19 protein-coding genes and 1 pseudogene are annotated in these 20976 nt (G+C 72.0%); 13 read left to right on the plus strand and 7 right to left on the minus strand.

The genetic code is table 11. From position 1 onward, the window contains the following. Positions 1 to 170: 170 nt before the first annotated feature. A complete protein-coding gene (locus PGH47_RS03360) occupies positions 171 to 1043 on the minus strand; it encodes a hypothetical protein (RefSeq protein ID WP_271662135.1) in 873 nt (290 codons plus the stop codon). A 268-nt stretch (positions 1044 to 1311) separates the two neighbouring features. Between PGH47_RS03360 and PGH47_RS03365 the strand changes: the two genes are divergently transcribed. Continuing rightward, entirely contained in the window at positions 1312 to 3438 is a 2127-nt protein-coding gene (locus PGH47_RS03365) for a SpoIIE family protein phosphatase (RefSeq protein ID WP_271662136.1), read from the plus strand. 107 nt (positions 3439 to 3545) lie between these two features. On the opposite strand, the gene PGH47_RS03370 is transcribed toward PGH47_RS03365, so the two are convergent. Continuing rightward, positions 3546 to 4832: a cysteine desulfurase gene (locus PGH47_RS03370; RefSeq protein WP_271662137.1), complete on the minus strand. Its 1287-nt coding sequence runs from the start codon at positions 4830 to 4832 to the stop codon at positions 3546 to 3548. Then, positions 4819 to 6210, minus strand: coding sequence for a family 2B encapsulin nanocompartment shell protein (locus tag PGH47_RS03375; protein WP_271662138.1), 1392 nt, complete (start codon positions 6208 to 6210; stop codon positions 4819 to 4821). The genes PGH47_RS03370 and PGH47_RS03375 overlap by 14 nt, the downstream gene beginning before the upstream one ends. Before the next feature lie 497 nt (positions 6211 to 6707). On the opposite strand from PGH47_RS03375, the gene PGH47_RS03380 reads away from it, so the two are divergent. Further along, positions 6708 to 7412 (plus strand): hypothetical protein, encoded by a 705-nt coding sequence (locus tag PGH47_RS03380; protein WP_271662139.1) that lies wholly within the window; start codon positions 6708 to 6710, stop codon positions 7410 to 7412. 322 nt (positions 7413 to 7734) lie between these two features. On the opposite strand, the gene PGH47_RS03385 is transcribed toward PGH47_RS03380, so the two are convergent. Next, positions 7735 to 8559 (minus strand): putative protein N(5)-glutamine methyltransferase, encoded by an 825-nt coding sequence (locus PGH47_RS03385; protein ID WP_271662140.1) that lies wholly within the window; start codon positions 8557 to 8559, stop codon positions 7735 to 7737. A gap of 324 nt (positions 8560 to 8883) precedes the next feature. On the opposite strand from PGH47_RS03385, the gene PGH47_RS03390 reads away from it, so the two are divergent. The 3 genes from PGH47_RS03390 to PGH47_RS03400 all read left to right on the plus strand — a co-directional run bounded on the left by PGH47_RS03390 (position 8884) and on the right by PGH47_RS03400 (position 10908). Next, a complete protein-coding gene (locus tag PGH47_RS03390) occupies positions 8884 to 9489 on the plus strand; it encodes a sulfite oxidase-like oxidoreductase (protein ID WP_271662141.1) in 606 nt (201 codons plus the stop codon). After that, the gene (locus tag PGH47_RS03395; protein WP_271662142.1) at positions 9482 to 10246 is read left to right on the plus strand and encodes a ferredoxin reductase; all 765 of its coding nucleotides are present in this window, start codon (positions 9482 to 9484) and stop codon (positions 10244 to 10246) included. The genes PGH47_RS03390 and PGH47_RS03395 overlap by 8 nt, the downstream gene beginning before the upstream one ends. 77 nt (positions 10247 to 10323) lie before the next feature. Further along, complete coding sequence (locus PGH47_RS03400; RefSeq protein ID WP_271662143.1) at positions 10324 to 10908, plus strand: Rv1733c family protein; 585 nt, start codon at positions 10324 to 10326, stop codon at positions 10906 to 10908. Between the two features lie 14 nt (positions 10909 to 10922). On the opposite strand, the gene PGH47_RS03405 is transcribed toward PGH47_RS03400, so the two are convergent. Next, a complete protein-coding gene (locus PGH47_RS03405; RefSeq protein WP_271662144.1) occupies positions 10923 to 12305 on the minus strand; it encodes an 8-oxoguanine deaminase in 1383 nt (460 codons plus the stop codon). A gap of 103 nt (positions 12306 to 12408) precedes the next feature. Here PGH47_RS03405 and PGH47_RS03410 point away from each other — a divergent pair, with 103 nt between their 5' ends. The 4 genes from PGH47_RS03410 (at position 12409) to PGH47_RS03425 (ending at position 15941) form a co-directional block, all read left to right on the plus strand. Beyond that, positions 12409 to 13377: an acetylxylan esterase gene (locus tag PGH47_RS03410; protein ID WP_126899713.1), complete on the plus strand. Its 969-nt coding sequence runs from the start codon at positions 12409 to 12411 to the stop codon at positions 13375 to 13377. Between the two features lie 9 nt (positions 13378 to 13386). After that, entirely contained in the window at positions 13387 to 13791 is a 405-nt protein-coding gene (locus tag PGH47_RS03415) for a nuclear transport factor 2 family protein (protein ID WP_271662145.1), read from the plus strand. Between the two features lie 109 nt (positions 13792 to 13900). Then, entirely contained in the window at positions 13901 to 15067 is a 1167-nt protein-coding gene (locus PGH47_RS03420) for a serine hydrolase domain-containing protein (RefSeq protein ID WP_271662146.1), read from the plus strand. 130 nt (positions 15068 to 15197) lie between these two features. After that, entirely contained in the window at positions 15198 to 15941 is a 744-nt protein-coding gene (locus PGH47_RS03425; protein WP_271662147.1) for a GntR family transcriptional regulator, read from the plus strand. Between the two features lie 32 nt (positions 15942 to 15973). Here the strand turns inward: PGH47_RS03425 and PGH47_RS03430 are convergent, their stop codons facing one another. Together PGH47_RS03430 and PGH47_RS03435 are read right to left on the minus strand one after the other, a co-directional pair. Continuing rightward, entirely contained in the window at positions 15974 to 16705 is a 732-nt protein-coding gene (locus tag PGH47_RS03430) for a class I SAM-dependent methyltransferase (protein WP_271662148.1), read from the minus strand. A gap of 10 nt (positions 16706 to 16715) precedes the next feature. Further along, positions 16716 to 17273, minus strand: coding sequence for a PadR family transcriptional regulator (locus PGH47_RS03435; RefSeq protein WP_271662149.1), 558 nt, complete (start codon positions 17271 to 17273; stop codon positions 16716 to 16718). Between the two features lie 70 nt (positions 17274 to 17343). Here PGH47_RS03435 and PGH47_RS03440 point away from each other — a divergent pair, with 70 nt between their 5' ends. From PGH47_RS03440 to PGH47_RS03455, 4 genes and pseudogenes are all read left to right on the plus strand, one after another. After that, positions 17344 to 17742, plus strand: a complete 399-nt coding sequence (locus tag PGH47_RS03440) for a nuclear transport factor 2 family protein (RefSeq protein ID WP_126899707.1) — start codon at positions 17344 to 17346, stop codon at positions 17740 to 17742. Positions 17743 to 17838: 96 nt separating this feature from the next. Continuing rightward, positions 17839 to 18666, plus strand: coding sequence for a class I SAM-dependent methyltransferase (locus tag PGH47_RS03445; RefSeq protein ID WP_271662150.1), 828 nt, complete (start codon positions 17839 to 17841; stop codon positions 18664 to 18666). Positions 18667 to 18910: 244 nt separating this feature from the next. Further along, positions 18911 to 20047 (plus strand): transcription termination factor Rho, encoded by a 1137-nt coding sequence (rho, locus tag PGH47_RS03450; protein ID WP_271662151.1) that lies wholly within the window; start codon positions 18911 to 18913, stop codon positions 20045 to 20047. A gap of 89 nt (positions 20048 to 20136) precedes the next feature. Next, positions 20137 to 20976 (plus strand): annotated as a pseudogene (locus PGH47_RS03455) (D-alanyl-D-alanine carboxypeptidase family protein); the annotation flags it as partial.

Here is a 20976-nt window from a genome sequence, read left to right on the forward strand (position 1 = left end):
CGTGATCGCTCCTCTCGTGGCCGCGTCGCGGTGCCACGGGTAGCCGCGGAACCGGACCCCAACCCAAGAAAAGCACCACCCACGCCGGAGCACTACCGGCGGAGCCCGCCGGTCCGGATCCGCCGGAACCGCCGGCACCCGTCACCGGCGGCGCCGTCGCCGCGTCGGTCTCAGCCGCGCGTGAACTTGTACGTCTTGCTGTCGGTCAGCACGCAGAAGCCCGGCGAGACGACGATCACGCGCAGCGTGCCGGTGCGGCGGTCGTAGTCGATGCCCTCCGTCTCGAAGTTGCCCGAGCAGGAGCTGCGCAGCGGGAGCTGGCGCAGGGCCGTGACATGGCCGGTCACGTCGGAGCCGCCCGGCTCGGCGGAGAGGTCGATCTGGAGCAGCGGCTTGGTCATGCCGAAGAGGGTGCCCGCCGGGTCGTCGGAGGAGCACAGCAGCGTCGTGGCGTCCAGGAAGTCGCAGCCCTGTACGTCGCGTACGGCGTGGTCGAGCCGGATGCTGGAGGTCCAGGGGAGGTTCGCCGAGGGCGAGGTGCTCGGGTTGACGCCGGGGGTGGGGTGGACCAGCAGGCGGGTCATGGTGCCCCACTCGCCCGAGACCATCCACTGGCCGGCGGGCGCGATGGCGACGAAGGAGTTGTTCAGCGCCTCCCCGGAGCCCAGCGTGTGCACGTATTCCGACCAGGCCCCGTTCGGCGCCTGCACCCGGAACATCTTCGCGGTGCCCGAGTCCGCCTGGTACGGCTCGACGTAGTAGCCGTTGTAGGAGGCGTCCGGGTCGCCCACGTGGTTCCAGCCGCGGCTGGAGACCGAGACGGGGATGGTGCCGATGCCGGTGTAGCGGTTGGCACTGTTCGCCGGGACCTCCACGGAGGCCAGACCCTGGCTCTCGGTCAGCGGGTCGGCACGGTCGGAGCCCACCTCCGTCCAGGTGTCGGCGGCCTGTGCGGGCGCCGCGGAGGACAGCACGGCTGCGGAGGCGAAGGCGACGAGGCCGGTGAGAACCGCATGACAACGTTGCCGGGCACGCAGGGCCATGGGAACGACTCCTCAGAGGGTGGGGGCGTGTCGGCGACAGTCTGGCGGGGTGATGTGGTCATGTACAGACCAAGCAGAAGAACGCCCGCTGTCTGATCGGCCACAGTCGCGTGCCCCGGCGCCGCCTTCGGGGGACGACCACCGCCGTGTTGAGGGATGGTGGAGGTGAGCGACCGAGGGGGCCCGGAGACGGTTGAACACGGTAGAACAAGGGGAGTCGGCACCGGAGAACGCCGTGCCGCGACGATGGGCGAAGGCGGTGCGTGGGATGTCTCCAGCCGAACCTCCCGGCGCCGAGGAGCCGGTGCGCGGCGCCGAGGACGAGGCGCCGGTGCGCGGCGCCGAGGGCGAGGAGCCGGTGCGCGGGCCGGTGGGTCCGAGCGGGCTGCTCGACGTGCTCGGCGTGGCCTCGGTCGTGCTGGACGTCGAGGGGCGCATCGTGCTGTGGAGCCCCCAGGCCGAGGAGTTGTTCGGTTACTCGGCCCAGGAGGCGCTGGGCGAGTACGCCGCCCGGATCATGGTCCACGAGCAGTACGTGGACCTCGTCGTCAAGCTGTTCGCCGACGTCATGGAGACCGGTGAGGGCTGGGCCGGGGCGTTCCCGATCAGGCGCAAGGACGGCGGCACCCGCCTGGTGGAGTTCCGCAACATGCGGCTGCTGGACGACCAGGGCGACATCTACGCGCTGGGCCTGTGCGCCGACCAGAGCACGGTCCGCCGGGTGGAGCGGGACGTCGCCCTGTCCACGCGCACCATCGCGCAGGCCCCGATCGGTCTGGCCGTCCTCGACACCGATCTGCGCTACGTCTCGGTCAACGCGGCGCTGGCCCGGCTCAACGGCATCCCCGCCGAGGACCACATCGGCCACACGCCGCGCGAACTGCTGCCCGGCGTCGACGCCGACGGCATCGAGGCGGCCCTGCGCATGGTCCTGGGCACCGGTGAGCCCCTCGTCAACCAGCGCATCGTGGGCCGTACGCCCGCCGATCCGGACCGGGAGCACTTCTGGTCCGTCTCGCTGTACCGCCTGGAGGACACGGCGGGCACGGTGCTCGGCGTGGCCGGGATGGCCGTCGACATCACCGAGCAGCATCAGGCGGCGCTGGAGGCCGCGACGGCACGGCGGCGCCTGGATCTCATCGCCGACGCCTCCGCGCGCATCGGCACCACCCTGGAGCTGGACCGCACGGCGCGGGAGCTGGCCGAGGTCGCCGTGCCGGAGCTCGCCGACATCGCGGCCGTCGACCTCCTGGAAGCGGTGGTGGACGGCAGGCGCAGGAGCCTCGGCCCTGCCGAGGCGGCGGTGATCCGCGCCCTGGCCGTCAAGGCCCACCGGCCCACGGAGGCTCTCGACGCCGCCGATCCGCCGGGAGAGGTCGCCCACTACGGCCCGGACCGACTCGTCACCGAGTGCGTGCGCACCGGCAGTCCGGTGCTGGTAGCCCGCGTCCGGGATGAGGACCTGCCGCGCATCGCCCGCTCCCCCGAGGCCGCCGTGCAGTTGGGCCGCGCGGGTGTGCACTCCTATCTGGCGGTGCCGCTGATCGCGCGGGGCGAGGTGCTGGGCGCCCTCGATCTCAAGCGCACCGGCAATCCGCTGCCGTTCAGCGACGACGATCTGCTGCTCGCCCGGGAGTTGGCGGCCCGTGCGGCGGTGCAGATCGACAACGCCCGCTGGTACCAGAACGCCCGCGACACCGCCCTGACCCTCCAGCGCAGCCTGCTGCCCAGCCACCCCGCGGTGACGGGCGGCCTGGAGGTTGCCTCCCGCTACCAGCCGGCGGGCGCCACCGCCGAGGTCGGCGGGGACTGGTTCGACGTGATACCGCTGGACGGCGGCAAGACGGCGCTCGTCGTCGGCGATGTGATGGGCAGCGGCATCGACGCCGCCACGACCATGGGCCGACTCCGCACCGCGACGAACACCCTGGCGTCCCTGGACCTCGAACCCACACGGCTCCTTGAGCACCTCGACAAGATCACGCAGGGCCTCGACCACTCCATAGCGACCTGTGTCTATGCCGTGCACGACCCGAAGCTGCGGCAGGTCCGGATCGCCAACGCGGGGCATCTGCCGCCCGCACGCGTCCGTCCAGGGCATGACCCGGAGTTCCTCGAACTGCCCACGGGGGCGCCGCTGGGCGTCGGTGGTGTCGCCTTCTCGACGACGGCCGTGGATCTCGAACCCGGCGACCAGCTGGTCTTCTACACGGACGGGCTCGTCGAGACCCGTCAACATCCGCTGGACGAGCGCCTCGACGCGCTGCTGGAGCTCCTCGACGACCCCTACCGCCCGCTGGAGGAGTGCTGCGACCTCCTCCTGCGCACCCTGCACCGGCCCGACAACTCCGACGACGTGGCACTGCTCATCGCACGTGTGCTGCCGACGAGTTGAGCGGCGCCCTCCCCTGACATCCGATCCGCCTGACGTACCGGTTTCGGGACCGTGCGGCCGTATCCGGTCGCACGGTCCCGAACCGAGGTCAGTTCCCGCCCGAGCCGTCAGGCGGACTCTTGCAGTCTGCGCAGTGAGGCGACGAGCTGATCCACCTCCCCGTAGGTGTTGTAGAGGGCTAGCGAGGCGCGTGCCGCCGAATCGAGTCCGTAGTGGGCGAGGGCCGGTTGGGCACAGTGGTGACCGGCGCGGACGGCGATCCCGTCCCGGTCGAGCCAGTCCGCGACGGCGGCCGGGTCCTGTCCGGCGAGCGTGAAGGTGAGCACCGCGATCCGGTCGGGCGCCGAGCCGATCAACTCCAGCCCGGGAACGGTGGCGAGGGCCTCGTGCGCATACGCCATGAGGTCCCCCTCGTAGACCGCGACAGCCGCACGGTCGAGGGATGTCAGCCAGTTCAGGGCGGCAAGCAGTCCGACGACTCCGCCGATGTGGCCGGTGCCGGCCTCCATCCGGTGCGGCACCGGCGCGAAGGTGGTCTCCCCGAACGCCACGGATTCGATCATGTTGCCGCCGCCCTGCCAGGGGGCCATCCCCGCGAGGAGTTCCGGCTTCGCGTACAGGGCGCCGATGCCGGTCGGCGCGAACAGCTTGTGGCCCGAGAACGCGTAGAAGTCCGCGTCCAACTCCCTGACGTCGACGGGGAAATGGGCCACCGCCTGGGCACCGTCCACCAGCACCTTGGCGTTGTAGCGGTGGGCGAGTGCCGTCATCTCCCCGACCGGTGGAACCGTGCCGAGGACGTTCGACGCATGGCTGATCGCGACGAGTTGCGTCCGCGAGGACAGCAGGTCGCGGTACGCGTCCTGGTCGATCTCCCCGTCCTTCGTGAGGGGAATCGGCACGAGCCGGGCGCCGGTCTGCTTGGCGACCATCTGCCAGGGGACGATGTCCGAGTGGTGCTCCAGGACCGGCACCAGGATGTCGTCCCCGGGCCCGAGGTTGGCGCGGCCCCAGCTCTGGGCGACGAGGTTGACGGCCTCCGTGGTGCCGCGCACGAAGACGATGTCCTCCGGTCCTGCGGCGCCGAGGAAGTCGGCGACGGCCGCCCTGCCCGCCTCGTACGCCTCGGTGGCCTCCCGCGCCATGGTGTGGGCGCCCCGGTGGATGTTGGAGTTGGCGGCGCCGTAGTAGGCGGCGAGCGCCTCGATGACCTGGCGCGGCTTCTGGGTCGTGGCCGCGTTGTCGAGCCAGACGAGAGGACGGCCGTTGACGGTGCGGTGCAGGATCGGGAATTCCTGCCGGACCAACTCGGCGCTGAAACCGCCGGGTTGACGCACCGGCGGCGACGGGGCGGCCGACTGCGCCGGCCATGCCGTGACGTCAGGAGTAGTCATGGTACTTGGACACCTCGACGTTCTGGAGCACGGCGATGGCGTCGTCCACCAGCACCGCGGTGTTGAAGTACGCCGTCATCAGGTACGACGTGATGCCCTTCTGGTCCATGCCCATGTTCCGCATGGACAGGCCGGGTTCGACCTCGTCCGGCACCCCCGCGGGGCGCAGTCCCACGACGCCCTGCTCCGCCTCGCCTGTTCGCATCAGCAGGATCTCGGTGGTCCCGGCGGCGTCGCCGGAGCCGTTCGGGCAGGGCACCTTGTCGGAGGGGAGCAGCGGCACACCCCGCCAGGTCAGCAGGGGGCTGCCGAACCGGCTGTCCGTCACCGGGGGCACGCCCCGCCGCGTACATTCACGTCCGAACGCGGCGATGGCCCGGGGGTGCGCCAGGAAGTAGGCGGGCTGCTTCCACACCTTGGCGAGCAGCTCGTCGAGGTCGTCGGGGGTGGGGGCACCCGTGCGCGCCTGCACGCGCTGGCCGGCCGGCACATTGTGGAGGAGCCCGAACTCGGGGTGGTTGAGCATCAGGTTCTCCTGCCGCTCGCGCAGGGCCTGGACGGTCAGGTTGGCCTGCGTGCGCGTCTGGTCCATCGGCCCGTTGTAGAGGTCGGCGACGCGGGAGTGCACCATCATCCGGGTCTGCGCGAGGGTCATGTGGTACTCGCGCGGCGCGTCCTCGTAGTCGACATACGTGCTCGGCAGGTCGACCTCGCCCATATGGCCGCCGCTCAGGTCGATCGGCGCCTCGGCACCGGGTGCGGGCATGTCGCCGGCCGTGTACGAGTCGACAGCGCCGCGCAGCGTGTCGTCGCGGTCCATGAGCCGGGCGAGCGCCGAACGCTCGGCACGCAGCGCGACGCCCGGGGTGACGGCCTTCACCGCGTACGGCATGGGCTCGCCCTTGGTCCATGACTCCAGGTCGAAGTACTGCCCGTCGCCGATGACCTGGATCAGGGCTTCGTCGCCGTAGCGGCCGGTGGTCCGCTTCTCGGCGCGGCCGCGGACGATCACCCACAGGTGCTCGGCGGTGTCGCCCTCCCGCACCAACACCTGACCGGGCTCGAAACTCATCTCCGTGAAGCCGTCGGCGAGTTGGCCGAGGGAGGCGTCGTCGGCCTCGCGGAGGTACGGGATCTCACGTAAGTCCCCCGGAATCACACGGGGACCTTCCTCGTCGGTGTGGGTGCTGATGCGGTCGTCGCCGAGGACGTAGGTGCGGCGCCGGTTGACGCGATAGACACCTGATTCCACATCGACCCAGGGAAGGGCGCGCAGCAGATAGCGCGGGGTCACTCCACGCATCTGCGGTGTGGTCTTCGTGGTGGTCGCGAGTTGCCGGGCGGCCTCGGGGCCGAGGCTGATGCGGTCGGTCGTCACAGGGGTCTCCTCTGGTCGATCGCTTCGGATGGTCGATCGCTCCGGACCGGGCTTTCGTTCGAGCGACGCCGATCGTGCAGGCAGCAACTGCCCCTCACAAGGTGCGCAGGACGCCGCTCAGGGTGGTCCGGGCCGAAAACCCGTGCCCCGGAGCGGAGCCGGCGCGCCTTGTCCGTCCGCCCGGACCCGTGACGCCACCAGTGACGGAACCGCGGACAATGTTCCAAGACCCGGGATGACCCGACAGCTCGATGCGCGGTCAATCTCCTTACAGAGGTCTTGATTTGGTCCCGTATGGCAGCTTTCGACTTCCCAAAGCAGCGCTTATACAGCCCCATTTCAGGGCGTGATTGGGTGAATCGGAAAGTACTCGTGAATCGCGGGGCGGGCGCCCCTTTTCACAGGAACTGATTACTGGTTCCTTATGGTGCGCATCCCACAATCACAGCAAGGCATGGCATGGGGATGCCGGGTGCCATGACCGAAGGGAGCGAGCCGTGACACACGATCCGGAACGGGAGCACCCGCGCGGGGCGGCGCCGGGCGGACTGTGGCGGCGGCGGTCCGGCCGCGCCAAGGCGGTCACCGCGGCGGCCACGGTCGCGGCCCTGACCCTCGGCGGTACGGTCGCCTACGCCGCGACCTCCTCGGGCTCCGGGGACGGCGCCTCCCCCTCGGCCTCCGGGCCCGCCTCGCCGTCGCCCGGCACGCCCGGCGAACGGCACGGGCCCGGCATGCGGTTCGGCCTCCGTGAAGGCGGCGTGCACGGCGAGTCGACCGTGAAGGACCCCGACAGCGGCAAGTGGGTCGTACGGATCTGGCAGCGCGGCACCGTCGAGAAGGTCGACGGCGACCGGGTCACGGTGAAGAGCGAGGACGGCGCCGAGTGGACGTGGACCGTCGGCTCGGACACCACCGTGCGCCATGACGGCGACAAGGGCTCCGGCGCCGGCGACCTCGAGAAGGGCGACGACATCTTCGTCGTCGGCACCCGGGCCGACGACCACACCAGGACGGCCGACCGTGTCCTCGCGGGGAACCGGGAGCAATGGAAGCAGGGGAAGGGCGAGGGCAAGGACCGGGACAGGGGGCCGGGTGACTGGCGCGGCAAGTTCCCCGGGCCCCGGCACTGGGACGGGCCCGGTTCCGGCCCCTCGGACAGCGATTCGGACGGCCCTTCGCACACCGACGCAACGACCTGAGCCGACCCGATGGCCCGGCGGCACGATGACCCGGCGGCACGGCGGCACGGCGGCCCCATGGCTCGGTGGCCCGGCGGCCCGGTGGCCCGGTGGCCCCTCACGACCTGAACCGGCCCACCGACCCGGCGCGACCCTCACGACCCGAGCCGGCCCACCGACCCGCCCCGCCTCGACCCGGCCCGACCATCACGACCCGAGCCGGCCCACGCCACGCCCCGACCCGGCCGACCGTCACGACCTGAACCCGCCCACCGACCCGCCGCCACCTGAGTCGGCCCCGGTCCGTCACGACCTGTGTCGGCGGGCCACCCCAGCTGCCCCTTCAGCGATCCCGGCCGCGGCCGATCACGACGTTCGCGTGCAGTTCCTCGGAGACGACCAGCCGCGCCGACAGCCCGCTGTCGGTGAAGGCCTCCAGGGCCGTCGGCGCCTGACGTTCGCTGGTCTCGATCAGCAGGCAGCCGCCGGGGGCCAGCCACTGGTGCGCCCCGGCCGCCACCCTGCGCAGCACGTCCAGACCGTCCGGGCCGCCGTCGAGGGCGACGCGGGGCTCGTGGTCGCGGGCCTCCGCGGGCAGGAGACCGACCTCGTCGGAGGGCACGTACGGCACGTTCGCGGCGAGGATGCCGACACGTCCGCGCAGGCTGTCGGGGAGCGCCTCGAACAGGTCGCCGGTGTGCACGCGCCCGTCGTAGGGGGCCACGTTGCGGCGGGCGCAGCGCACGGCCGCCGGGTCGATGTCGGCGGCGTGCAGCTCGACCGGGCCGGGTGAGCCGAGGGCGGCGGCCAGGGCCGCGCCGACCGCACCGGAGCCGCAGCACAGGTCCACGACCACGGACGCGTCGGGCGCGGCGGCGACAGCCTGCTCGACCAGGAACTCGGTACGGCGGCGGGGCACGAAGACCCCGGGTTCGACGGCTATGCGCAGCCCGCGGAACTCGGCCCAGCCGACGACGAGTTCGAGCGGCACGCCCGTGACGCGCCGGTCCACCATGGCGGTCAGTTCGTCCGGGGTGCGGGCGGCGGCCAGGATCAGCCGGGCCTCGTCCTCGGCGAAGACACAGCCGGCGGCCCGGAGCGCGGTCACGACGGCGTCGTACGGCAAAGGTGACGGGGAAGCGGGCGAGGGGGGAGACAGAGAGGGCATGGAAGCCGAGAGCCTTTCGGAAGCCGAAGGATGCTCTCGCGGCCGCCTACTGGCGGTGGTCCGCGCCGATACGAGGTGAGAGCACCCGACCTGACACAGCGGTAATGGGTCTCACCTCCTGGTTCTCCGCGGGACCGGGACTGCCCCGGCCGGACGGCCACATTACCCCAACGATCACGACCGTCGGGCCCTTCCCGGCCCTCCGTGGGACCACCCCGCCGGAACGCGTACGGTTGTACGAAGCACGTACCGATCACCGAAGCACGTACCGATCACGCCCGACCCGCGGGCCGTCGCCCACGCCGGCCTGGAGGCACCACCCGCATGAACGTCACCCGAGGCTTCACCGGACGCCCGCGCGTCCACAACGAAGCCCTGCCGCCCGGCCAGTACGACGCGGGCGACGACTGGCCCGTCCTGTCCGCCGAGGTCACACCCGACCTGACGCCGGCCGAGTGGTCGTTCCGCGTGGACGGGCTGGTGGAGGAGCCGCGCGGCTGGAGCTGGGACGAGGCGCACGCGCTGCCGGGGTCGGTGTACGAGGGCGACATCCACTGCGTGACGAGCTGGTCGAAGTTCGGTGTGCGGTTCGGCGGCGTGTCGCTGGACACCTTTCTCAGTGTGGTCCGGCCCCATGTGTCGGCCACACATGTCGTCGCCTATTCGCACACCGGCTACACCGCCAACCTTCCGCTGGCCGACGTGACCGGCGGGCGGGCCTGGATCGCCTGGGAGTACGACGGGCGCCCGCTCACCCCGGAGCACGGTGGTCCGGCGCGGCTGCTGGTGCCGCACCTGTACTTCTGGAAGAGCGCCAAGTGGATCGCGGGTCTGCGTGTCCTGGACCACGAGGAGCCGGGGTTCTGGGAGCGGAACGGCTACCACGCCCGGGGCAACCCCTGGGAGGAGCAGCGGTACTCCGGTGACTGAGACAGCCGACACGTACGCGCCGCGGACCCGATTCGCCGTGCCCGGCCGGATCGCCGTCAGCGAGCAGGCCGCCACGCTGTGGCAGACGGCGACGATCACCGGGATCCGCCGCGAGACCCCGCACGCCGCGACCTTCCGGCTCGCGGTGCCCGACTGGGCGGGCCATCTGCCCGGCCAGCACCTGATGCTGCGGCTGACCGCCGGGGACGGCTATGTGGCCCAGCGCCACTATTCGATCGCGTCCGCGCCCGACGACTCCGGTCACATCGAGCTCACCCTGGACCATGTGGACGGCGGTGAGGTCTCGGGCTGGTTCCACACCGTGGCCGAGCCGGGTGACACGGTCGAGGTGCGCGGTCCCCTCAGCGGCTTCTTCGCCTGGCCCGGGGACCGGCCGGCGCTCCTGCTCGGCGCCGGGTCCGGCGTCGTGCCGCTCATGTCGATGGTGCGGCACCACCGGGCGCGGGGGCTGGATGTGCCGCTGCGGCTGCTGGTGTCGGCGCGCAGCCCCGAGGAGCTCGTCTACGCACGGGAGTACGGCGCGGAGACGACGCCCGTGTTCACACGGAGCGCACCGGAGGGCGTGGTGGTGGGACGTATGGCCGCCGCACATGTGGCGCCGCTCCTGGCCGAGCAGCCTCCCGGTGGCTGGGAGGCCTATGTGTGCGGCTCCAACGGGTTCGCCGAACATGCCTCGCGGCTGCTCGTTGCGGCGGGACAGCCCGTGGACCGTATCCGTATCGAACGCTTCGGCTGATCAGCAGGCCCCGTGGGGCCATATGTGCGTCCGGATCCGTCAGGAACGTTGTCCGGTGTGCGGGGTACCTGGATGCCATGCGAAGCCAGGTGCATGGCTGGCGCCTTCGGTCGAGTCCGTTGCGGCGCCGGTCGGATGTCATGGAAGCGTGGACGCTGGTGGCCGTGGCGGTCCTGCTGCTGGTCGTCGCGCCCCTGACCGGGGTGGCGGCGGCCTGGTGGGCTCATGGCGACGCCCGGGCCATGGTCCGCGAGCAGCGGGAGGACCTGCGTCTCGTCCGGGCCGAGGTCGTCGAGCGGGCCTCGCGCACCGCTCCCCTCGCACAGAGCGCACGTCAGCCGACCGCCAAGGCCACGGTGCGCTGGACGGATCCGCAGCAGGGCCCTCGCACGGCCGTGGCACGGGTCCCGCCGGGGACGGGCACGGGTGAGAAGGTCGACGTCTGGCTCGACTCCCGCGGCCACAGCGTGACCCCTCCCCCGGGCACCGCGGCGGTCTGGCAGAACACCGTCACCATCGGCGTCTGCACGACGGGCGCCGCGGTCGCCGTGATCCTCTTCGGCCACACCGTCGTGCGGCATGCCTCCATGCGTCGCCGTCTCTCCGAGTGGGACCAGGCATGGGCCCGCACCGAACCGGCCTGGACGGGCCGCCGGGCATGAGGAGCCGCGCCATGTCAGGTTGACCGGCCCTGCATCGCCCGTGCCACCCGGCCGTGCGCCCGCAGCGCCTCCGCCAGTTCGGCCAGCCGGGGTTCACCGCGGTCGACCAGGATCCGGCCGCCGACCACGGTCGTCCAGGCCCGGGCGGGACCGCACCGAAGCCACGCCTCCACCGGATCGCTCAGCGCACCGGCCAGGGCGACCTCGTGCAGGTCCCAGACGACCAGGTCGGCGCAGGCGCCGGGCCGCAGATGACCCAGTTCGTCGTCCCGGCCCAGGCAGCGGGCCGAGCCGCGGGTGGCGATGTCGAGGGCGTCGCGGGCGGTCATCGCGCCGGGGCCGCCGCGGTAGCGGCCCAGCAGCAGCGCGGCCCGGGTCTCCATCCAGAGCGAGGCGTGGTCCGTCGAGGCGGAGCCGTCGCAGCCGATGCCGACCGGCAGGCCCAGTTCGCGCATCTCCCTGACGCGCGCGGTGCCGCCTCCGATGAGCATGTTGGAGCTGGGGCAGTGCGCGACGGCGACGCCGGCAGCCGCGAGGCGGCGCAGCTCGGCGTCGTCGGCATGGATGCAGTGGGCGACCCAGCTGCGGTCGCTCATCCACCCCGTCTCCTCGAAGTACTCGACGGGACGACAGCCGTAGGTCTCGAGGCAGTAGGTGTCCTCGTCGTGGTCCTCGGCGAGGTGGGTGTGGAGCCGTACGTCGTGCCGCTCGGCGAGTTCGGCGGTCGCGGTCATCAGCGACCTGGTGACCGAGAAAGGTGAGCAGGGCGCGAGCGCGACCCGTACCAGCGCGCCCGGCCCGGGGTCGTGGTACGCCCCGATCAGCCGCTCGCTGTCGGCGAGGACCTCGTCCTCCGTCTGTGTGACGCTCCTCGGCGGCAGTCCGCCGTCCTCGACGGAGCGGGTCATCGAGCCGCGGGTGGCGTGGAAGCGGAAGCCGATGTCGCGGGCGGCACGGATCTCGGCGTCGACGAGGCGGGGGCGGGGATGGACGTAGAGGTGGTCGGAGGACGTGGTGCAGCCGCCCATGAGGAGTTCGGCCATACCGACGTAGGCCGAAACGTACGCGCCCTCCTCGTCGAGACGGGCCCAGATCGGGTAGAGGGTGGTGAGCCAGTCGAACAGCGAGCCGTTCACGGCGGGCGCGTAGGAGCGGGTGAGGTTCTGGTAGATGTGATGGTGCGTGTTGATCAGGCCCGGGGTGACGAGCCGTCCGGACGCCCGGACGGTCGTGCGGGCCTCAGGTTCGCTTCCGGCGGGGCCGACACCGGTCACCCGACCATCGCTGACGGCCAGCCAGCCGCCGGGGATCTCCCAGCCGCTGTCCACGACGAGCAGTTCGGCATCTCTGACCAGCAGTTCCGCGACCTCGATCGGCGGATCGACGGCAGACGTCATGGCCCCATCGTAGGCGCACGGCGGGCCGTAGATCTGGCGAGTCCTCCGATCATCGACGTACGGTGTGATCATCCGCAGTCACTCTTCGCAAAGGCGGTCCGTCATGGCCCTGTTCGACCTTCCGCTCGACGAACTGCGCGAGTACCGCAGCGAGTCGGTCGAGCCCGAGGACTTCGACGCGTTCTGGTCCAAGACGCTCCAGGAGGCGCGTGAGCACGAGCTGGACGCGCGCTTCGAGCCGGTCGACACGGGGCTGAGCACCGTGCAGGTGTACGACGTGACGTTCTCCGGGTTCGGCGGTCACCCGGTGAAGGGCTGGCTGCGGCTGCCGGCCGGGGCGACCGGGCCGTTGCCGCTGGTCGTGGAGTTCATCGGCTACGGCGGCGGGCGCGGCCTGCCGCACGAGAACCTGCTGTGGGCCTCCACGGGCCGGGCGCACTTCTCGATGGACACGCGCGGTCAGGGCAGCGCGTGGGGCGGTGGCGGCGGGACGCCCGACCCGGTGGGGGCCGCGCCCGCGTATCCCGGGTTCATGACGCGGGGCATCGACGCGCCCGAGAACTACTACTACCGCCGGGTGCTGACGGACGCGGTGCGTGCCGTCGAGGCGGCCCGCTCCCACCCCCTCACCGACGCCGCCCGCACGGTCGCGCTCGGCGCGAGCCAGGGCGGCGGCATCACGATCGCGGTCGGCGGTCTGGTCCCGGACCTGGTGGCGGTCGCGCCGGACGTGCCGTTCCTGTGCGACTTCCCACGCGCGGCGACCCTCACGGACCGTCACCCGTACCGCGAGATCGGCCTCTACCTCAAGACGCACCGGGGCCGCACCGAGGACGCCCTGCGGACCCTGTCGTACTTCGACGGCGTCCATTTCGCGGCGCGCGGCCGGGCGCCCGCGTTCTTCTCGGCGGCGCTGGAGGACCAGACCTGCCCGCCCTCCACCGTCTTCGCGGCGTTCAACGCATGGGCCCACGACGAGAAGGCCATCGAGGTGTACGACTTCAACGACCACGAGGGCGGCGGCCCGTTCCACGAGGCGGCCAAGCTGGACTGGCTGCGCTCGCACGCCTGAGGGCGCCGTATGGAGACTCGTGAGGCGGCGGAGCGGTTCGTGCGCGTCTGGCGGCGGGCCTGGGCCGAGCACGACGTGGACGCGCTGCTGGAGCTCTACGCCGAGGTCTGCGTCCACCGCTCGATGCCGTTCCGCGCGCCGCATCGGGGGCGCGGCGAGCTGGGCGCGTATCTGCGCTGGTCGTTCGCGGCCGAGCGGGTGACCGACGTGCGCTTCTCCGCCCCGGTCGTCGGTGCGGACGGTGTGGCCGTGGCCGAGTTCCGGGTCCTCTCCGACGAGGACGGCAGGCCGGCCACGCTGGCCGGCTGCGTCTTCGCTCGTTTCGACGCCGCGGGACTGGCCGTCGAGACCCGCGACTACTGGCACACGGTCGAGGGGCACCGGGAACCGGAGGGCTCGCTCTTCTTCGCGTGACTTCGGCCGTGCGGGCACCTTCCGTCCAGTCCGACCAGTCGGTACGTTCAGGGAGCCCGGGTCGCGGCGTCGTGGCCCGAGGTTCCGGCGGACGACAAGGGGTGGGCCGATGGCGGAGCACGAGGCACAGGTGCAGGGGCAGTGCGATCCGCGGTTCGCGGCGGTGCGGGCGGCGTTCGAGGCGAACTTCCGGGACCGCGAGGAGCTGGGCGCCGCGGTCGCCGTCACCGTCGACGGCCGGACCGTGGTGGACCTGTGGGGCGGGTGGGCCGACGCGGAGCGCGGCCGCCCCTGGGAGCGCGACACACTGGTCAACGTGTGGTCGACGTCCAAGGGGCCGACCGCGCTGTGCGCCCACATCCTCGCCGACCGGGGCCTGCTCGACCTCGACGCACCGGTGGCCACGTACTGGCCCGAGTTCGCCGCCGCCGGCAAGGAGCAGATCCTCGTACGACATCTGCTCTCCCACCGCGCCGGCCTGTCAGGGCTCCGGGAGCCGCACTCCTTCGAGCAGCTCTGCGACTGGGAGCTGACGACGCAGCGGCTCGCGGCGATGGAGCCGTGGTGGGAACCGGGGACCCGGTCCGGGTATCACGCGTTCACGTACGGCTCCCTGGTCGGGGAGGTCGTGCGGCGGGTGTCGGGGCTGCTGCCGGGAGCCTTCCTGGAGCGGGAGGTGACCGGGCCGCTCGGGATCGACTTCACGATCGGGCTGCCCGAGAAGGAGTCCGGGCGGGTGGCCGAACTGGTGCAGCCGCCGGTCGCCAGGAGCAGTGAACAGGCGGCGATCTTCAGCCAGTTGGCGCCGGCGGCGCTCGCCGCGCTGACCAACCCGATCCTGGGCGCGGCCCAGGCCAACTCGCCCGAGTGGCGGGCCGCCGAGATCCCCGCCGCGAACGGGCACGGCACCGCGAGGGCGGTCGCCGCGCTGTACGGGATCTTCGCGGGGCGCGGTACTTTCGACGGCCATCGCGCCCTCTCCCCCGAGGCCGCCGAGCGAGTGCGTGAGGGACAGGGCGGCTGCCGCGATCTCGTGCTGGGCGCCGGGTTCGCGCACGAGACGGAGATCGGCCTCGGTCTGTGGCTGAGCGGGCCCAACGGCTCTTACGGACCCAACCCGAGGGCTTTCGGACACGACGGCTTCGGTGGCTCGTGCGGTCTCTCGGACCCGGAAGCAGGGGTGTCGCTGGGGTACACCATGAACCGGATGGGGCCTCATATCGCGGACGACCCACGGAAGATGGCGCTGATCGACGCCCTGTACGACGCCCTGTGACGGCCCTTCGGCGCGGGCCGTTTCAGCCGAAGTGAGTGACCGCCCTTCCGCCCTGGTTTAGACCACTGCTTAGATCTGGTGACGCAAGGAGCCCGCTCGGCTACAACACGTCACCAACAGGAGGCGCGGCATGGCCCGCACCACCCCGCACGACCGCCCGCTCACCGAAGCCCAGCCGCTGTACTGGCGGATCGCCACCGAGCTCCTCGGCGAGCTGCGCGACGGGACGATCCCGCCGGGCGAACGGCTGCCGGGGGAACGGCATCTGGCGGAGCATTTCGGGGTCAGCAGGGAGACCGTACGGCAGTCGCTGGAAGTGCTGCGCCGCAGCGGTCTGGTGGCCACCGACCGGCGCGGCAGCCACGCCACGCTGCCGGGCCTGCCGGTCGAGACGGCCGCCTCGCTCACCTTCCCGGTCGGCGCCCGGACCACCGGCCGGGGCGCCGTCGACCACGCCACCGTCGCCTGGGAGACGCCCTCCCCGGAGCACGCCGAGGCCCTGGGGCTCGCCCCGCACCGCGAGACCCTGGTACACCGTTACGAGTCCACGGGCGCCGACGGACGGGGGCAGCGCACGGCGGTGACATCGTTCTCCGCGGTGGCGCTGGCCGAGGTGGCGGAACTGGCCCGCTACCGCGACCGCACGGAGGCCTCCGGTTCGGCCCAACTGCGCCTCGCCTACGACTGGATGCGCAGGGCGGGCCTCTCGCTGCACCACCGGGACGCCATCACCCGGCTCCCGGGAGCGTCCACGGTTCGCGTCACCCGCTGCGTCCACGACCAGTACGCCCGCCCCCTGGAGATCACCGACCTCGTCGTGGACGCCCAACAGGACGCCCTGGTCTACGAGTTCACGCTGCCCGCAGCGGGCTGAGCACGCGCGACGCGTGGTCCACCATGACGTGGTCAGTCCGATTCGGGCCGGCGCGCGACGACCATCCGCACCCGCGGGCTCCCGTCCCGCTGCCGCCCGAACTCGGGCAGGGCCTCCAGCTCCACCTCGAACCCGGCACGGGCCAGCTCGGCGCGCACCTGCCCGAGCCGGAAGGCCCGGTAGTACATGACGAACGGCGGCCGCCACACGGCGTTGCGCACCCGCATCACCGCGTCGAAGCCCAGCAGCATCCAGTAGGCGACCGACACGGGCCGGGGCGGGGCCACGACGGGGAAGACGAAGCGGCCGCCGGGCCGCAGTACGGAGTGGACCTGGGCGAACAGGCCCGGCAGCTCACGGGGCAGGAAGTGCCCGAACGCCCCGAAGCTCACCGCCAGGTCGAAGGCGGGGGCGAAGGGCAGGGCACGGGCGTCCGCGCGGACCCAGCCGATACGCGGTTTCGCGTCCCGCGCCTGCCGCCGGGCCACGTCGAGCATGCCAGCGCTGAAGTCGACGCCGGTGACGCTGCGCCGGCACACCTCGGCCAGCACCTCGACGCCGGCGCCCGTCCCGCAGCACAGGTCGAGACCGTCGTCGTAGGGTCCGGTCCGCGCCAGCGCCGCCGCGACGGCGTCGAGCACCGAGTCGGGCGTACGGAACGGCGTGTGGTCGAACTTCGGGGCGAGCAGGTCGTATCCGCGCTCGACGGACGACAGGGCCTGGACGGTGAGTTCACGCAGGGAGGGGCCTTCGGGGCTGAACATCCGGCTCACCTCACCCCTGCGCCACGCGCTGCTTCAGGACGACGAGAACCCGCTCGCACCAGGTCAGGATCTGCTCCTCGAAGGAGATCCCGGCCAGCAGCGTCAGATACGGCCCGACCCGGTCGGACTCGCGCAGGTAGTCCTCCTCGGTCCGGCCGTCGAGCATGCGCGCGCGGACACGCTCGTAGCGGCCGAGTTTGCCACGCGCCCAGGTCATGCGCTCCTCGAGCATGGCGCGGGCGGTCTCGGGGTCGTCCATCGCCTGGAGCTTGATCAGGAGCTCGTCGCGGATCGCGGTGGGCCGTCGGGGCGGCTCGGCCGCGAAGCTCCGCAGGTCCTCCCGTCCGGCCTCCGTGAGCGTGAACATCCGCTTGTTGGGCCGTCGCTCCTGCTGCACGAAACGCGCCTCGACCAGGCCGTCCTGCGCCAGGCGCTCCAGCTCCCGGTAGAGCTGCTGCGGGGTCGCGGGCCAGAAGTTGGCGAACGAGATGTCGAAGACCTTGGACAGCTCGTAACCCGAGGCCTCGCCCTCCAGCAGGGCGGCCAGGACGGCGTACTTGAGGGACATGTGGACACCGTAACAGCAGGTGATTATTCTCATCCGCACCTACTCAACAAATTGACTATGAGGTGATCCGATGCGCGCGTTCCGCGAGGCCGTCGAGGCGGGCGACGCCGATGCCATGGAGACCCTGCTGGCGGAGGACGTCGTCTTCACCAGCCCGGTCGTGTTCAAGCCGTATGCCGGCAAGGCGATCACGGCGGCGATCCTGCGCGGTGTCGTGCGGGTCTTCGAGGACTTCCGCTACGTGCGGGAGATCAACGACCCGAACGGCCGAGATCACGCGCTGGTCTTCACCGCGCGGGTGGGCGACCGGGAGATCACCGGCTGCGACTTCCTCCGGGTGAACGAGGAGGGGCTGATCGACGACTTCATGGTCATGGTCCGTCCGCTGTCGGGCGCGCAGGCGCTGGCGGAGGCCATGGGCGCGCAGTTCGACCGGATCGAGAAGGAGGCGCGGCTCCGGTCCGCGTAGCGTTCGGCGGGTGGAGGGGCGCACCCGGATCGACACCCGGGTGCCCCGTGGCGCGATCTCCGCCTGCGGGCGGGCCGGTCGCGGTTGGATGTCCCCATGACCACCGACGAGCACGCGCGGATGATGTCGGCCAACCAGGCGAACTGGGACGCCCGCACACCCGTCCACGTCGCCAGCCGGTTCTACGGCCTCGACCAGGACCTCGATCCGGCCCGCTGGTTCGCCTCCTTCGAGTGGGACGACCTCGGTGAGCTGGCCGGGCGGGACGTGCTGCATCTCCAGTGCCATCTGGGCACCGAGACGCTCGCGTTCGCGCAGCGCGGGGCACGCGCCGTCGGCCTGGACTTCTCCGCGGCCTCGGTGGCCGCCGCGGACGGCATCGCCCGGAAGGCGGGGCTGGACGTCACATACGTGCGGGCGAACGTCTACGACGCCGTGGCGGCCCTGGAGGGGCGGCAGTTCGACGTCGTCTACACCGGCAAGGGCGCGCTGTGCTATCTGCCCGACCTGGAGCGCTGGGCGGGTGTGGTGGCCCGACTCCTGCGGCCCGGCGGGCGTCTGTACATCGTCGAGTTCCACCCGCTGCTCAACTCCCTCGGCCCCAAGCCCGGTCCGGGCGAGGGACCGGAGCTGTTGCTGCGCCACGACTACCTGAGCGGCGACGGGGCCGTGCACCGCGACGCCACGCACACCTACACGGACGGGCCCGCCGTGGCCGGCGCCACCGACAGCTTCGAGTGGATGCACGGAATAGGAGAGGTCCTCGGCGCGTTGACGCAGGCAGGACTGACCATCCGGCGCCTCACCGAGAGCGACGAGCTGCCATGGCAGCGCTGGCCGCGGATGGAGCGCACGCCCTCCGGCTGGTGGCGGCTTCCCGAGCCACGGATCCCCCTGCTCTACGGACTCCTCGCCACGCGCTGAACCACCGTGGTACCGTCCCGATAGCACCTGTGTACGCCCGGTCCAGGGCGCCGGTGCCAGTTCCACCTCAATCCGCCGGTCCGCGTACTGGCTTTCTCCGCACCATCTCGTGACCGGCTCAGCGCCATGTCCGAGGTGCTGTTTCCCGCCGCCCGAAGGCGCGTCGACCGCCTTCCCGAAGTCCGCGGCACCTCCCTTCCTTCCGCATGTCCCATGCCTTCCGTCCGTGAAAGGACCCACCACCATGACCACCACTCTCGAAAATCCACCCGTACGGCAGCAGCCCCCGGTCCGTGCCGTCACCGGCGTGCTCGACATCGACGCGAACGGCAAGGGACACCTGCGTGCCGAGAACCTGCTGCCCACCCCGGGCGACCTGCCGGTCTCCCCCGCGCTGATCCGCCGGTACGGCCTGCGCAAGGGCGACCTGGTCGACGGCGTGCGCGGCGAGGGACGCACCCTCACCGACGTCGCCCGCGTCAACGGCCGCACCCCCGACAAGAACCGCCGTCGCTTCGGCGAGCTGACGCCCCTTCACCCGCGCGAGCGGATCCGCCTGGAACACCGGGCATCGGGGCTGACCGGCCGGGTCACCGACCTGATCGCCCCCGTGGGCAAGGGCCAGCGCGGCCTGATCGTGGCCCCGCCCAAGACCGGCAAAACGGTCCTCCTCCAGCAGATCGCGGCCGCCGTCGCCGGCAACCACCCCGAATGCCGGCTGATGGTGGTGCTCCTCGACGAGCGCCCCGAGGAAGTCACCGACATGCGGCGCTCGGTGCGCGGCGAGGTGTACGCCTCGACCTTCGACCAGGCGCCGAAGCAGCACATCGCGCTGGCCGAGCTCGTCATCGAGCGGGCCAAGCGGCTCGTCGAGGCGGGCGAGGACGTCGTCATCCTGCTCGACTCCCTGACCCGGCTGTGCCGGGCGCACAACAACGCGGCCGCCTCCGGTGGACGCACCCTGAGCGGCGGCGTCGACGCCGCGGCACTGCACGGGCCGAAGCGGTTCTTCGGCGCCGCGCGGCTCGCCGAGGAGGGCGGCTCGCTCACCATCCTCGCCACGGCCCTGGTGGAGACCGGCTCCCGCGCCGACGACTTCTACTTCGAGGAGCTCAAGAGCACGGGCAACATGGAGCTGCGCCTGAACCGGGACCTGGCCCACCGGCGGGTCTTCCCCGCCGTCGACATCAACCCGTCGGGCACCCGCCGCGAGGAACTTCTGCTGCCCCCGGCCGAGTTGGGCGTCGTACGCGGCCTGCGCCGGGCGCTCCAGACGCGGGACGGGCAGACCAACCTGGAGACCCTCCTGGAACGCCTGCGCGAGACACCCGACAACGCCACGTTTCTTCGGCGGATCCAGCCGACGCTGCCCGGCGAGTGACGGCCGGGGCATCGCCCGTCCGGGTGCCCGCGCGCCCCGACCGGCCCGGGCAGCACGGTCCGGGGCGACTCCGTTCCTAGCTTGGCAGTATGAAGATCGGACTTTCTTCCCGGGCTCTTGTGTCCGCGAGCGTGCTCTGCGCGGTCGGACTGCTGGCGCTCGCGCCCGCCGCCGCGGTCGCCCACGAGGGGCTCGACCCCGACCCGCCCGGCGGCCCCCGGGCCGCGGCGATCCCACGCCCCGCGCTGCTGTACCGGTCCGGCACTCAGGTGCATCCGCTCTCCGGGGCGCCCCGGCTCCCACGCGTCTCGGCGCTGTCGTGGCTGGTGGCGGACGCCGACTCGGGCGAGGTGCTCGCCGCGTACGACGCGCATCGCAGGCTGCCGCCCGCGAGCACCCTGAAGACCCTGTTCGCCCTCACCCTGCTGCCGACCCTGCCCGTCGGCGTCCCGCACACCGTGCGCCACGAGGAGCTGGCCGGGATCGGGCCCGGCAGCAGTATGGTCGGGGTCGCCGAGGGGCGGACGTACCGGATCGCCGATCTGTGGCGCGGGGTGTTCCTCAGTTCCGGCAACGACGCCGTGCATGTGCTGGCCGCGCTCAACGGCGGCTGGCGCACCACGGCCGCCCGGATGCAGGCCAAGGCGCGTTCGCTCGGCGCCCTCGACACCCGGGTGGTGTCGCCCGACGGGTACGACACGCCCGGCCAGGTGTCCTCGGCGTACGACCTGGCGGTGTTCGGCCGTGCCGGGCTGCGCAACGCGGAGTTCGCGCGGTACTGCGGCACGGCCGTGGCGTCGTTCCCGGGCGGGGGCGGCTGGGCCTACCCGATCCGCAACACCAACCGGCTGCTGACCGGCGCGGACGGGGTGGACCCGTACCCGGGGCTGATCGGCATCAAGAACGGCTACACCAGCAAGGCGGGCAAC

Origin of the sequence: Streptomyces sp. HUAS 31 (assembly GCF_028198125.1) — a bacterium.
Taxonomy (GTDB): Bacteria; Actinomycetota; Actinomycetes; order Streptomycetales; family Streptomycetaceae; genus Streptomyces; species Streptomyces chartreusis.

Excerpts from the sequence above, each read along its gene's own strand:
- PGH47_RS03360 (WP_271662135.1), bottom strand. The coding sequence starts at position 1,043 with ATGGCCCTGCGTGCCCGGCAACGTTGTCATGCGGTTCTCACCGGCCTC.
- PGH47_RS03365 (WP_271662136.1), top strand. The coding sequence starts at position 1,312 with ATGTCTCCAGCCGAACCTCCCGGCGCCGAGGAGCCGGTGCGCGGCGCC.
- PGH47_RS03370 (WP_271662137.1), bottom strand. The coding sequence starts at position 4,832 with ATGACTACTCCTGACGTCACGGCATGGCCGGCGCAGTCGGCCGCCCCG.
- PGH47_RS03385 (WP_271662140.1), bottom strand. The coding sequence starts at position 8,559 with ATGCCCTCTCTGTCTCCCCCCTCGCCCGCTTCCCCGTCACCTTTGCCG.
- PGH47_RS03390 (WP_271662141.1), top strand. The coding sequence starts at position 8,884 with ATGAACGTCACCCGAGGCTTCACCGGACGCCCGCGCGTCCACAACGAA.
- PGH47_RS03400 (WP_271662143.1), top strand. The coding sequence starts at position 10,324 with ATGCGAAGCCAGGTGCATGGCTGGCGCCTTCGGTCGAGTCCGTTGCGG.
- PGH47_RS03405 (WP_271662144.1), bottom strand. The coding sequence starts at position 12,305 with ATGACGTCTGCCGTCGATCCGCCGATCGAGGTCGCGGAACTGCTGGTC.
- PGH47_RS03410 (WP_126899713.1), top strand. The coding sequence starts at position 12,409 with ATGGCCCTGTTCGACCTTCCGCTCGACGAACTGCGCGAGTACCGCAGC.
- PGH47_RS03415 (WP_271662145.1), top strand. The coding sequence starts at position 13,387 with ATGGAGACTCGTGAGGCGGCGGAGCGGTTCGTGCGCGTCTGGCGGCGG.
- PGH47_RS03420 (WP_271662146.1), top strand. The coding sequence starts at position 13,901 with ATGGCGGAGCACGAGGCACAGGTGCAGGGGCAGTGCGATCCGCGGTTC.
- PGH47_RS03425 (WP_271662147.1), top strand. The coding sequence starts at position 15,198 with ATGGCCCGCACCACCCCGCACGACCGCCCGCTCACCGAAGCCCAGCCG.
- PGH47_RS03430 (WP_271662148.1), bottom strand. The coding sequence starts at position 16,705 with ATGTTCAGCCCCGAAGGCCCCTCCCTGCGTGAACTCACCGTCCAGGCC.
- PGH47_RS03435 (WP_271662149.1), bottom strand. The coding sequence starts at position 17,273 with ATGTCCCTCAAGTACGCCGTCCTGGCCGCCCTGCTGGAGGGCGAGGCC.
- PGH47_RS03440 (WP_126899707.1), top strand. The coding sequence starts at position 17,344 with ATGCGCGCGTTCCGCGAGGCCGTCGAGGCGGGCGACGCCGATGCCATG.
- PGH47_RS03445 (WP_271662150.1), top strand. The coding sequence starts at position 17,839 with ATGACCACCGACGAGCACGCGCGGATGATGTCGGCCAACCAGGCGAAC.
- rho (WP_271662151.1), top strand. The coding sequence starts at position 18,911 with ATGACCACCACTCTCGAAAATCCACCCGTACGGCAGCAGCCCCCGGTC.